We start from the raw sequence: 12,246 nt of genomic DNA on the forward strand, positions 1-12,246 counted from the left end.
AGCATAAGGAAATCTTGAGGCCAACGTGAAACTCCCCCCGCTCAACGCCCTGCGCGCCTTTGAATGTGCCGCCCGCACCGGCAGTTTTGCCGCCGCCGGGGGTGAGTTGGGCGTCACCTCGGCGGCGGTCAGCCTGCAGGTGCGAAACCTCGAGGACTGGCTGGGTCGGCAGCTTTTCACCCGCCGTGCCAACCGGATCTGGCTGACCGATGCGGGGCGGGATTATTACATGAATGCGGCGTCGGCCCTGACGGATATCGCCAGCTTTACTCAGGCACTGACCGAGAGCGACCCGCGCCGCCCGCTGGTGATCAGCGCCACGCCCGCTCTGGGAGAGCTGTGGCTGCCGGACCGGTTGGCACGCTTTGCGGAACTGCGCCCCGACGTGCCGCTGGAACTGCGGTTCCAGGCCGAGGACCCGGATCTGGAACAGCACGGCATTGACGCGCGGCTGAGCTATGGGGGCGAATTGCCGGAATACCGGACCACCGCGCTGTTTACCGATCACCTGCTGCCAGTGGGCCGGCGGGGCAGCGATCCGATGCGGGCCCGCCGGATCGCGGTGAACTGGGGGCAGAATATCTCATCGGTGCCGGGCTGGGCGCAGTGGTTCGCCGCGCAAGGCGTGCCCCCGCCCGAGACCGGGCCCGAGGTCACCGCGCCCTCGGTTCCGGCGGCGCTGTCTCTGGCCGCTGCCGGGCTGGGCGTGGCGCTGCTGCCCGCGCGGGTCCTCTCGGGCGCGCTTGCCTCGGGGCGGGTTGCGGCCTGTTCCGATCTGTCCCTGCCGATGCCGCGGCCCTATGTGATGATCACCGCCCACTACAAGGCGCGCTCGCGCCGGTTGCGCGATCTGGCCGGGGTTCTGACTGCCGCTACAGACGCCTCCGCCGCAACGTAACCGGCTGTTTCGGCGCATTCGGCCTGGAAAAGACGTTTTTTCACACCATTTTGCGATCCGGGCTGATATTTGCTGCGTAGTGGGACTAGAATGGAATTTGTCCTGCTGCGGCCTATATACGGTCGACCAACCGAGGAAATGCGCCGATGAATTTTCACCCTCGTGATGTGAACGAGATCCCGGACCGCGACGAAGCGGCCGCCGCGCTGGACGTGCTGCGGGCATGGGCCAAGACCGCCACCGAGGCTGAGATCAGCCAGCTTGACCCGGCCGTTGCGCGGCTGGTGCCCGGGCTGGTGCCGGTGAACTATCCGTCGCTGTCGCGCGAATATTCCGAGGATTTCGTGTCCGACGAGGCGTATCGCGCCTCGCTGCCCGATCTGCAGAACGGCCCGTCCAGCCTGATCCGGGGGGCAAAGCAGCAGATCCAACATGTGGGGATTTCGAATTTCCGGTTGCCGATCCGGTTTCACCGCAAGCGGGGCGAGGATCTGACGCTGGAGACCTCGGTGACCGGCACCGTGAGCCTGGAGGCCGGCAAGAAGGGCATCAACATGTCCCGGATCATGCGGTCGTTTTACAAGCACGCCGAGCGCACCTTCAGCTTTGAGGTGATCGAGGCGGCGCTGAGCGATTACATGGCCGATCTGGACAGTATCGACGCCCGTATCCAGATGCGGTTTTCCTATCCCGACCGGGTCGAGAGCCTGCGGTCGGGCCTGTCGGGCTATCAGTATTACGATATCGCGCTGGAACTGGTCGAACAGGGTGGCGTGCGGAAAAAGATCATCCATCTGGACTATGTCTATTCCTCGACCTGCCCCTGCTCGCTGGAGCTGAGCGAGCATGCGCGCTCGACGCGCGGGCAACTGGCCACGCCGCATTCGCAGCGCTCGGTGGCGCGGATTTCGGCGGTGGTGGACCCGGATGCCGATTGTCTGTGGTTCGAGGATCTGATCGCGCTCTGCCGCCGGGCGGTGCCGACCGAGACACAGGTGATGGTCAAGCGCGAGGATGAACAGGCCTTTGCCGAACTGAATGCCGCCAACCCGATCTTTGTCGAGGATGCGGCGCGGCTGTTCTGTGCCGAGTTGCAGGCCGATCACCATATCGGTGATTTCCGCGTGATCGCGAGCCATCAGGAGAGCCTGCACAGCCATGACGCGGTCTCGATCCTGACCGAGGGGCCGACCTTTGAGGCGCAAAGCCTCGATCCCAAACTGTTCAACACGCTGTTTCACGTCGGCTGAGACCAGGGGACATGTTTTACGGCTGCTCGAATGATGAGCAGCCGTTTGCGTTTGTGCCTGCATCTTGGAAGGAATCCGCCGATGCATGAGCGAATTGCCGCACTGCGGCATAATTTTCTGCGGCTGCGTGGGGAATAGTCCTATATTGAGACTGAATGTCGAAGCGGTGCCGGCAACGCAGATGAAACCGGCGCCAGACCTTGAGGGATCGCGATGCGCAGGCTGCGTTATTGCACGGACAGAAGGACCGGTCGTTTTGGGCCGCTTCCGCCTTTTCGGTTCGCTTCGGCACTTGGGCTTTCCATAGGAGTGAAACACGGATGACCCCCATAACCCACCCGCTTGAACTGCAGGCTACCGCGATGCGGATGGCCGGGTATGCGCTGACCAATCAGATCCGGATCATGCAGATCATGACCCAGTCCGCGCTGAACGCGCCGATGATTCAGGTGCAGGCGCTGCATGCGGCGGCCTCGGTGCCGTCCAAGACGGTGACATCCTTCAAATCCGAGCGCACGGCAGCGCCGAAAGCCGCTCCTGCGGCGGCCAAACCGGCCAAGCCGAAGGTTGCCAAGCCTGCTGCAAAACCGAAAGCGAGCAAGCCTGCTGTAAAGGCCTCGCCTGCGCCAAAAGCCAAGCCCGCCGCAAAGGCCAAGCCTGCTGCCAAGGCCAAGCCTGCAGCACCTGCCAAAGCCGCGCCCAAACCTGTTGCCGCACCGAAAGCGGTGGCACCCAAACCGACGCCCAAGGCGGCGGCACCTGCCAAGCCCGCCGCAGCGGCCAAACCGGCTGCAAAACCTGCTCCGGCTCGCAAACCGGTGACCCGCCCGGCGCCGAAACCGGCAGCCGCCAAGACCGCCAAACCCGCAGCCAGCGCGCCTGTCAAACCTGCCGCCGCCAAGCCGGTGAAAGCAGCGCCTCAGGCCAAGGCGGAACCGGTCAAACCTGCCGCGCCCACGACGCCGCCGCAGCCCGCCCCGAAAGCGGCAGCATCAACCGCGACCGAGGCCCAGAATGCCACCCGCCGCCGCGCCCGTGTGCCCTCGGCGCCGCCGCCGATGCCGGAACGGAAGCCCGAAACCGACGCCTGAGACGTCGCCTTCGGCTTGACAGTGCAGGTCCAGCGCGCCAACCCTGCGCCTCATGTTGGACCTGCGCCCCGTCGGATATGTGATCGGTCTGCTGGTCGCCATTCTTGGCGCGGCCATGTTTCTGCCGATGCTTGCGGACCTGGCCGAGGGCCGGGGCGAATGGCATGTGTTTCTGGAAAGCGCGGTCATCACCATCCTGACGGGCGGCATCCTGGCGCTGAGCTGTGCAAATGGCGTGCGCGCAGGCCTGACCATCCAGCAGACCTTTCTGCTGACCAGCGGCGTGTGGCTGGCGCTGCCCTTCTTCGGGGCGCTGCCCTTCGTGTTCGGCGAGACCGAGCTGCGCTTCGTCGATGCGTTTTTCGAGGCGATGTCGGGCCTGACCACCACCGGCTCGACCGTGATCGGCGGGCTCGACGAACTGCCGCGCGGGCTGCTGCTGTGGCGCGGGCTGCTGCAATGGCTGGGCGGCATCGGCATCATCGTCGTCGCCATGGTATTCCTGCCCGAGCTGCGGGTAGGCGGGATGCAGATCTTCCGCTCGGAAGGGTTTGATACCTTTGGTAAAATCCTGCCCCGCGCCACCGAAATCTCGTCGCGGATTTCCGGGGTCTACATCACCCTGACCATGATCTGTGCGCTGTGCTACGCAGCCTCGGGCATGAGCGCCTTTGACGCCTCGGTCCATGCCATGACCACGGTGGCCACCGGCGGGTTCGCCAACTACGACGCCTCGTTCGGTGCCTTTTCGGGGGCTGCGGAATATGTGGCGGTTCTGTTCATGCTGCTGGCCGCCCTTCCTTTCGTGCGTTTCGTGCAACTGACCGCGGGCACCGCGCGGCCGCTGATGGAGGACACCCAGATCCGCGCCTTTCTGGCCACCGCGCTGGCGCTGGTCACCGTTCTGACCTTATGGAACTGGAGCCAGTCGCCGGAAGTGGGCGAGCCCGCCTTTCGCAAGACGCTGTTCAACACCGTCTCGCTGCTGACCGGCACCGGTTACGCCAGTCAGGACTACATGCAATGGGGCAGCTTTCCGATCACCATGCTGTTCATCGTCGGGCTGATCGGCGGCTGCGCGGGCTCGACCGCGTGTTCGATCAAGATCTTCCGCTATCAGTTGCTCTTTGCCTCGATCCGGGCGCAGTTGCAGCGCATCCGCTCGCCCAACGGCATCTTTACCCCGCGCTATGCGGGCCGCCCGGTGGGGTCGGACGTGCTGAGCTCGGTGATGAGCTTTTTCGTCTTCTTCATCGTGACCATGGGGCTCGTGTCCTGGGGGCTGGCGCTGACCGGGCTGGATTTCATCACCTCGGTCTCGGGCGCGGCGGCGGCGCTGGCCAATATCGGCCCCGGTCTGGGCGATCAGATCGGCCCAGCGGGCAATTTCGCGGGCCTCAACGACTCGGCCAAATGGATGCTGAGCGCGGCGATGCTGATCGGGCGGCTGGAACTGCTGGCCGTCTACGCAATCTTCACCATTCAGTTCTGGAGAGCCTGATGAAACGACCGCTCGGCGCGCAAATCTCGCATATGCTCAGGGATCGGGGGGTCGAGGTCATCTTCGGCATTCCGGGCGTGCACAATCAGGAAATGTATCGCGGCATCGAAGAGGCCGGGATCACCCATGTGCTGGCCCGGCACGAGCAGGGGGCGGGGTTCATGGCCGACGGCTATGCGCGCGCCACCGGTCAGCCCGGCGTGGCCTATGTGATCACCGGGCCGGGCCTGTGCAACATCATGACGCCGATGGGGCAGGGCTATTCCGATTCGGTGCCGATGCTGGTGATCTCCTCCTGCCTGGACGAGGTGGCGGCGGCCCGGGGGCAGTTGCATCAGATGAAGGATCAGGAAGCGGCGGCTGCCGCCGTGTGCGACTGGTCCCACACCGCCGGTTCGGCGCAGGCGGCCTATGGGCTGATCGAGCGTGCCTTTGACGAGTTCGAGCTTAACCGTCCGCGCCCCAAGCACATTCAGGTGCCGATCGCGCAGCTTGAGGCCGAGGCCGATCCGGCCCCGCCGCCTAACCAGCCGGCGCTGCGGACCAAGGCGCTCGATCCCGATATCGCGCCGGTGCTGTCGCTGCTGAATACGGCCAAGCGGCCCTTGTTCATCCTCGGCGGCGGGGCGCGGTCCAACCTCTGGCGGCAGATCCTGTCGCAGGTGGGCGGCGCCTGTTTCACCACCTATGCCGGGCGCGGTCTGGTCGGGACCGGCTATGCGCTGGATTTCGGCGCCACTCTCGCCCGCCCCGGCAGTGCCGAGATCGTCGCCTCGGCCGATCTGGTGGTGGCCGTGGGCACCGAACTGGCCGAGGTGGACATGTGGCGCGCCGATCTGGGGCATAATGCGCCCCTGGTGCGGGTCGATCTGGACGCCGAAGTGCTGGGCGATGCGCATCGCGCGCTGGTCAAGCTGCAGGCCGATGGCGAGAGCTTTGCCCGCACGTTGTGGGCGGCGACCGAAGGGGCCGACCCCGCCACCGGCTGGAGCCATGAGGAGGTCGCCGAGGCCCGCACCCGCTGGCGCGCAGAGGTCGATGCCCTACGTCCCGGCATCCTGCCCATCCTGGACGCCCTGCGCGCCGCAATACCGCCCGAAACCATGATCTATTCCGACATGACCCAGTTCGCCTATGTGGCCAAGGAGGTGTGGGAGATGTCGTCTCCCTATCACTGGCACCACCCCACCGGCTTCGGCACGCTGGGATACGCACTGCCCGCCGGGATCGGCGGTGCGGTGGCCCGGCGCGGCAAGCCGACGGCGGTGATCGCGGGGGATTACGGGTTCCACTACACGATGCAGGAGCTGGGCGTGGCGGTCGAACTGGGCCTGCCGCTGCCGATCATCCTGTGGGACAACGGCAAGCTCAAGGAGATCGAGGACAGCATGGTGCGCGCGCAGATCGCGCCCAACGCGGTGATCGCGCGCAACCCGGATTTCTGCAAGCTGGCCGAGGCGTTCGGCGCGGCCGCGGCGGTTCCGTCCACGCTGGAGGAGCTTCAGCACACGGTGCGCGGCGCTTTTGACGCGTCCGGGCCGACGCTGATCCATGTGACGCCGGAGATTTTGTAGCCAGCAGCGTAGGGCGGGGGCGTTTGGACGTCGCCCTGAGCCAGACGGCATCGCAAAGAGCTGAGGACAACGCTTGGAATTCTGGATCGTAGCAGGGTTGGCGGCCTATCTGATGGGCTTGTCCAAGGGCGGTGTGCCGATGATTGCGCTGCTCTCGGTGCCGCTCATGTCGCTGTTCATGGACCCGGCCATGGCGGCGGGTCTGTTGCTGCCGATCTACATCGTCGCCGACTGCTACGCCGTCTATCTGTTTCGCAAGGCGTTCTCGGCCCGGAACCTGAAGATCCTGCTGCCCGGCGCGGTCGGCGGCATCCTGATCGGGTTCGTCGCGGTGGCTTATGTGCCCGGCGACGCGGTCAAGCTGCTGGTTGCGGGGATCGGCCTCTCCTACCTCGTGACCGCGCTGCGCAACCGGTTTGCCAGGGGCGAGGTGCCCGCAAAGCCCGCCGATGTTCCGCGCGGGCTGTTCTGGGGCACGCTGGCCGGGCTGACCAGCTACATCTCCCACGCCGGCGGGCCGCCCTTTCAGGCCTATGTTCTGCCGCAGCGGTTGGAGAAGATGGTCTATCTCGGCACCACGACCATCTTCTTCACCACCGTCAACCTGCTGAAAGTGCCGCCTTTCATCCTGGCCGGGCAGATCACCTGGGACAGCGCCGCGCAGGCGGCGTGGCTGGCGCCATTGGCGCTGGCAGGGGCATGGAGCGGGGCGGCGATCTCGCGCATCCTGCCCGAACGGGTGTTCTTCCTGCTGGTCGAGGTCGCGCTGGCGGTGGTGTCCTTCAAGCTGCTCTACGAGGTCGTGGCCGCCTGACCGGTCCCCGGCTACCGCGTCCGTGCGGGCAAGGCCCGTGCGGCGCCCGGCCCAACGGGAGGAGAGGCCGCGAAAGCGGCCTTGACGACGGGCGGGAGCGCCTTGTGTCAACGGGAAAGGCGGCGCCTCAGACTGCTGATAAACCTCGAGAATCGGAGGGGTAGGGAAATTGTTCCGCGCGCGGGTTGAGCGGGTGTGACAAGGGCCGCGCCCGACCCTGGGAGGGCGCTTGCAAAACGCAAGAGTAGTGCGGACCGCTCAAAACATGAGACTTTGTCAGAGATTTACGCGACATCGCAAATGCGCCCTCCCGGGGGGAGGGTCGGGCGCGGCCCGGGCTGATACCCGTGCCAAACGGATTTGAAATGGTGTTTTGGAACAGTTTCCCGCATTTTGAGACCGGTTTGCAGGAGCCGGGGGTTTGTCAACGTTCTGAGGCGGCGCAAACAACGCCGCCTTTGTCATCTCAATGAGGCGGGCCTCAATCCCAGCAGCTGACCAGAACCGTCATGCCCTGCGCCCTGCGGTTCAGCTCGTCGGGCGAGACCGGCTCACCCCCCGGGCTTTCCTGCGCGCTCAGCCCCGCCGAGCTCAGCAGATCGGTCAGCGCCGCCGCATCCGCGGCAAAGCTCACATCGCCCGGCAGGTCTTGCCCGGTTTTCGGCGTGGCCAGCAGCATGCCCAGAACCGAGCCGCCCGCGTCAAAGACCGGACCGCCCGCATCGCCCTCCTGTGCGGCCAGCGCCAGACGCGCCAGTTCGGCCTCGCCGCCCAGCCCGCGCACATCCGCCAGCGTGCCATAGGTCAGCGTCGGGGCGCCCAGCACGCCCTCGTAGGAATAGCCCGACAGCGTGACCTCGGATTGCAGCCGGGGCTCGGTGGTGGTCAGCTGCGCCACCGCCATCGGCGACAGGGCGTCCGTGGGCCGCAGCAGTGCCACGCCCAGATCCGCATCCGTGCTGATCACCTGCGCCTCATGCTCGCGGTCCAACGTGATCCGGGTGCAGCCCTCGACCGCCTCGGCCACGGTGGCAACCGCGCCCTCACCATCGACATAAAAGCCCGAGCGCGACAGGCGCGGCTTGCGGATGGCAAGGCCCGAGACCAGATCGACCCGCTGTTCGGCATTGGCGCCGGCGCCCGCGTCCAGCACGCCCTCGATGCGCGAGAAGCTGGCCTTCATCGCCGCCAGAACCCGGGTGCGGCGCGCCTCGTCGCCCTTGGGCCAGACCAGGGTAAAGCCCTTGATTTCACCGTCTTTCAGCGCCGCTTCGGTGTACGAGACGATGCCGTTGCCGCGCCCCTCCAGCGTAAAGCTGTTCTTGGCCCGGTTGCGCGGGCCGTCAAGCGGCACGATCTCCAGCGTCTGCATCACGTCGTAGAGCCCGCGCAGGGTCGCCGCCGAGCCCTCCTGCGAGATCAGAAGCACCTGCGCGCCGATATCCGAGCTGCTCTCGAAATGGGCAAACGGCGCCTCGTAGCGGTCGAACCGGGTCACGGCCAGCGGCAGGTCGATCTCGATCCCGGTCTCGGTGTCGCTACGGCGTTGCATGCCCGCGCTGATCAGCGGCGCGTTGTACTCGTCCATCAGCACCTTGCGCTGTTGGGTGGTCAGAATGCCGGTGGCCTCGAACCCGTTGAACTGCTGCCAGTCGGCCATCGACCGGCGGGTGCCCCGGCCAAAGGCTCCGTCGATCGCCGAATTGTAGAACCCTGCGGCCTGCAGGGCGGTCTGCAACCCCTTGCGCTCATCCGCGGTCAGAAGGCGCTCGCTCTGACGGGCCTCGGCCGGGGTTTCATCCGATGGCTGGGCCGGCGTCTGCACGGTGGCCTGTGGCTGCTCGGGCGCGGGCTGCACCGGCGGCGCGACCACGCCGCGGTTCAGGATGTTCGCGCCGATGGGCCAGAATTGCTGACCCAGCGAGTTCGAACGGGCAAGGAAACTGTCCTGCGGGATCTGCCGCTCGGCCCGGTAGACACGCAGCACCTGCTCTGCATCCGGGCGCGCGTAAGGCCCAAGCACGATGGCGTACCAGCCCTGGCCCAGCCGGAACCCGTTCACATCCGCCAGCGCGTTGGAATAGATCTGCGCCCGTGCCTGCGCCTCGCGCAGCGAGGGGTGCGCCTCGATCTGCACCCACATCGCCTCGCCCTGCTGTGCAAAGGCGGCGCGCAGGCCGAAGAAAAGAAAAAAAGCAATGGTTGAGAAAACCCGTGTCATCAGAAGTCCCGTGTTCCGGAAAGCCGTATCCTGGCTGCACCATAAGCAGCATTTTGCGCCAAATGCCATGCCCGCGGCGAGGGGAAAAACGGGTGTGGCCGTATCGCGACAGGCGGGGCGGTATTGGCCCGTTGACGCCCCCCGGCCCCTTGCATAGGAAAGGCGCAAACCATCGGAACCGCGCGATGAGCGCCCAGAGGGAACGTGATGACCGATCAGACCAGCGCGCCGCGCTCATTTCAGGAGATCATCCTGCGGCTGCAGACCTATTGGGCCTCCAAGGGCTGCGCCGTTCTGCAACCCTATGACATGGAAGTGGGGGCAGGGACGTTCCACCCGGCCACCACCCTGCGCGCGCTGGGCTCGAAACCCTGGGCGGCGGCCTATGTGCAGCCCTCGCGCCGCCCCACTGACGGGCGCTATGGCGAGAACCCCAACCGGTTGCAGCATTACTACCAGTATCAGGTGCTGATCAAACCCAGCCCGCCGGACCTGCAGGAGCTGTATCTGGGCTCGCTCGAGGCCATCGGCATCGACATGGACCTGCACGACATCCGCTTTGTCGAGGATGACTGGGAGAGCCCCACCCTGGGCGCCTGGGGTTTGGGCTGGGAGGTCTGGTGCGACGGTATGGAAGTCAGCCAGTTCACCTATTTCCAGCAGGTCGGCGGCCATGACTGCGCGCCGGTCTCGGGTGAGCTGACCTATGGACTGGAGCGGCTGGCCATGTATGTGCTGGGCATCGACCACGTGATGGACATGCCGTTCAACGATCCTCAATCCCCCAGCCCGCTGACCTATGGCGACATCTTCAAGCAGACCGAAGAGGAATATGCCCGCTGGAACTTCGACGTGGCCAACACCGAGGTCCTGCTGCGCCATTTCGAAGAGGCCGAGGCCGAGTGCGCCGCGATCCTCGCGCAGGAGCATGACGACCCCAAGACCGGCAAGCGCATCGTCATGGCGCATCCCGCCTATGACCAGTGCATCAAGGCCAGCCATATCTTCAACCTGCTGGATGCGCGCGGCGTGATTTCGGTGACCGAGCGGCAGGCCTATATCGGCCGGGTCCGGGCGCTGGCCAAGCAATGCGCCGATGCCTTCGTGCAGACCGGGGCCGGGGGCTATCAGGCCGCCGCGCAATGACCGGCAGGCTCCTCGTCATCGTCCTGCTCGCCTGCGCCACGGCTGCGGGCGTCGCCATGTATTACCTGCAGATCTACGGGTTCTACTACGAGGTGACGGCGCAGCCCGGGCGCGATGTGCAATTGCTGCCCAAAGACGCCGATGCGCCGGAACCGATTGAATACTCTGCGTTTCAGGCGATCGACGCCGACAGCTCTCCGATCCGCTACCGGGCCTGTTTCGAGACCGGGCTGAGCCTCGATGCGCTCTCCGCCACATACATGGCCGCCGACGATCCCGAGCCGCTGATCGCGCCGGGCTGGTTCGACTGCTACGATGGCGTGGCCCTGGGCGAGGCATTGAAGGCCGGGACCGCCCGCGCCTATCTGGGCACCAAGAACATCCACTATGGCGTGGACCGCATCGTGGCCGTGACCGAGGACGGGCGGGGCTATGTCTGGCACGTGCTGAACAATTGCGGGCACAAGGCCTATGACGGCACCGTGGTGGGCGAGGAATGCCCGCCCAGACCGCAGAACTGACCGGCTGCGCATGGGCCAGACCTATCTGATCCCCGATTTCCTGACCGCCACGCTGGGCTTTGCCGTCTATCTGCTGGGGGCCGAGATCAATACGCGGGTCGCGGCCCTGCGCCGCTTCAACATCCCCGAGCCTGTCACCGGCGGTTTGCTGGCCTCGCTGGTGGTGCTGGCGCTCTACCTGTTCTTCGGGGTGGAACTGTCCTTCGAACTGACCTCGCGCGATTTCCTGCTGGTCCTGTTCTTTGCCGGTATCGGCCTGAACGCGCGGCTGTCAGACCTGATCGCGGGCGGCAAACCGCTGCTGCTGTTGCTGGTTCTGACACTGGCGACCATCGTGATGCAGAACGTGATCGGCGCGGCAGGGGCGGTTCTGTTCGGCTATCCGGCGCAGGCCGGGGTGCTGTTTGGCTCGGCGGCGCTGATCGGCGGGCACGGCACCGCAATCGCCTGGGCGCCCGAAGTGGCCGAGGCCACCGGGCTTGAGGGCGCGACCGAGCTGGGAGTGGCCGTGGCCACCCTGGGCCTCGTGCTGGCCGCCCTCGTCGGCGGCCCGATTGCCCGCCTGCTGGTCGAAGGCCGCGACCTGAGCCCCAGCCGACCGGATGAGGAACACACGGTCGGCGTGCCCGGCGACGTCAAGGCCGCGACCACCCGGATCGACCATCTGACGGTGATGCGGGTGCTGCTCTATCTCAACCTCGCGATCATCTCGGGCTACGTGCTGAGCGAGGCGATCACCGCCGCCGGGCTGAAACTGCCGCTTTTCGTGCCGTGCCTGATCATGGGCATCGTGATCTCGAACCTGCGCGCCGCAATTGCGCCCTCGGCCCCTCCGGTCGCACGCACGCCGTCGCTGGCGCTGATCTCGGAATTTGCGCTGGGCGCGTTTCTGGCCATGTCGCTGATGAGCCTGCAGCTCTGGACCATTGCTGAACTGGGGATCGTCATTGCCGCAATCATGGCGGCGCAGACGCTGTTTGCGGTGGCATTCGTGATCTGGGTGCTGTTCCCGGTCATGGGCGGCAATTACCGCGCTGCCGTGCTGGCCGCCGGTTTCGGCGGCTTTGCCCTGGGCGCCACCCCCACCGCCATCGCCAATATGACCGCCGTGACCAAGCGATATGGCCCGTCGCCTATTGCCTTTATCGTGCTCCCCCTTGTATCCGCCTTCTTCGTGGACATCGCCAATGCCATCGTCATCCAGACGATCGTCACTTTCTAAGGACCGAC

10 protein-coding genes are annotated in these 12,246 nt (G+C 65.9%); 9 read left to right on the top strand and 1 reads right to left on the bottom strand.

Going from position 1 to position 12,246, the window contains the following annotated elements; all coding sequences use genetic code 11:
• Nucleotides 1-25 precede the first annotated feature (25 nt).
• The 6 genes from GOX53_RS17955 to GOX53_RS17980 all read left to right on the top strand — a co-directional run bounded on the left by GOX53_RS17955 (nucleotide 26) and on the right by GOX53_RS17980 (nucleotide 7,128).
• Entirely contained in the window at nucleotides 26-898 is an 873-nt protein-coding gene (locus tag GOX53_RS17955; RefSeq protein WP_171178734.1) for a LysR substrate-binding domain-containing protein, read from the top strand.
• Between the two features lie 146 nt (nucleotides 899-1,044).
• Nucleotides 1,045-2,148: a GTP cyclohydrolase FolE2 gene (gene folE2 / locus GOX53_RS17960; protein ID WP_171178736.1), complete on the top strand. Its 1,104-nt coding sequence runs from the start codon at nucleotides 1,045-1,047 to the stop codon at nucleotides 2,146-2,148.
• A 320-nt stretch (nucleotides 2,149-2,468) separates the two neighbouring features.
• Nucleotides 2,469-3,239, top strand: coding sequence for a hypothetical protein (locus GOX53_RS29565; RefSeq protein WP_217351828.1), 771 nt, complete (start codon nucleotides 2,469-2,471; stop codon nucleotides 3,237-3,239).
• Between the two features lie 52 nt (nucleotides 3,240-3,291).
• A complete protein-coding gene (locus tag GOX53_RS17970) occupies nucleotides 3,292-4,740 on the top strand; it encodes a TrkH family potassium uptake protein (protein WP_171178738.1) in 1,449 nt (482 codons plus the stop codon).
• Nucleotides 4,740-6,314 (top strand): thiamine pyrophosphate-binding protein, encoded by a 1,575-nt coding sequence (locus tag GOX53_RS17975; protein ID WP_171178739.1) that lies wholly within the window; start codon nucleotides 4,740-4,742, stop codon nucleotides 6,312-6,314. Before GOX53_RS17970 ends, GOX53_RS17975 begins: the two co-directional genes overlap by 1 nt.
• Nucleotides 6,315-6,387: 73 nt before the next feature.
• Nucleotides 6,388-7,128, top strand: a complete 741-nt coding sequence (locus GOX53_RS17980) for a sulfite exporter TauE/SafE family protein (protein WP_254446606.1) — start codon at nucleotides 6,388-6,390, stop codon at nucleotides 7,126-7,128.
• Between the two features lie 481 nt (nucleotides 7,129-7,609).
• Here the strand turns inward: GOX53_RS17980 and GOX53_RS17985 are convergent, their stop codons facing one another.
• Nucleotides 7,610-9,349, bottom strand: a complete 1,740-nt coding sequence (locus tag GOX53_RS17985; protein WP_171178741.1) for a serine protease — start codon at nucleotides 9,347-9,349, stop codon at nucleotides 7,610-7,612.
• 207 nt (nucleotides 9,350-9,556) lie between these two features.
• On the opposite strand from GOX53_RS17985, the gene GOX53_RS17990 reads away from it, so the two are divergent.
• Genes GOX53_RS17990 through gltS form a run of 3 tightly spaced genes read left to right on the top strand, consistent with a single transcriptional unit; the run spans nucleotide 9,557 to nucleotide 12,238 of the window.
• A complete protein-coding gene (locus GOX53_RS17990; RefSeq protein ID WP_171178742.1) occupies nucleotides 9,557-10,495 on the top strand; it encodes a glycine--tRNA ligase subunit alpha in 939 nt (312 codons plus the stop codon).
• Nucleotides 10,492-11,016 (top strand): DUF6446 family protein, encoded by a 525-nt coding sequence (locus GOX53_RS17995; RefSeq protein ID WP_171178743.1) that lies wholly within the window; start codon nucleotides 10,492-10,494, stop codon nucleotides 11,014-11,016. The genes GOX53_RS17990 and GOX53_RS17995 overlap by 4 nt, the downstream gene beginning before the upstream one ends.
• Nucleotides 11,017-11,026: 10 nt before the next feature.
• Entirely contained in the window at nucleotides 11,027-12,238 is a 1,212-nt protein-coding gene (gene gltS / locus GOX53_RS18000) for a sodium/glutamate symporter (RefSeq protein ID WP_171178744.1), read from the top strand.
• Nucleotides 12,239-12,246: the final 8 nt, after the last annotated feature.

Source organism: Ruegeria sp. HKCCD8929 (assembly GCF_013031405.1).
Classification (GTDB): Bacteria; Pseudomonadota; Alphaproteobacteria; order Rhodobacterales; family Rhodobacteraceae; genus Ruegeria.

Excerpts from the sequence above, each read along its gene's own strand:
- GOX53_RS17985 (WP_171178741.1), bottom strand. The coding sequence starts at position 9,349 with ATGACACGGGTTTTCTCAACCATTGCTTTTTTTCTTTTCTTCGGCCTG.
- GOX53_RS17970 (WP_171178738.1), top strand. The coding sequence starts at position 3,292 with ATGTTGGACCTGCGCCCCGTCGGATATGTGATCGGTCTGCTGGTCGCC.
- GOX53_RS17975 (WP_171178739.1), top strand. The coding sequence starts at position 4,740 with ATGAAACGACCGCTCGGCGCGCAAATCTCGCATATGCTCAGGGATCGG.
- folE2 (WP_171178736.1), top strand. The coding sequence starts at position 1,045 with ATGAATTTTCACCCTCGTGATGTGAACGAGATCCCGGACCGCGACGAA.
- GOX53_RS17995 (WP_171178743.1), top strand. The coding sequence starts at position 10,492 with ATGACCGGCAGGCTCCTCGTCATCGTCCTGCTCGCCTGCGCCACGGCT.
- GOX53_RS17990 (WP_171178742.1), top strand. The coding sequence starts at position 9,557 with ATGACCGATCAGACCAGCGCGCCGCGCTCATTTCAGGAGATCATCCTG.
- gltS (WP_171178744.1), top strand. The coding sequence starts at position 11,027 with ATGGGCCAGACCTATCTGATCCCCGATTTCCTGACCGCCACGCTGGGC.
- GOX53_RS29565 (WP_217351828.1), top strand. The coding sequence starts at position 2,469 with ATGACCCCCATAACCCACCCGCTTGAACTGCAGGCTACCGCGATGCGG.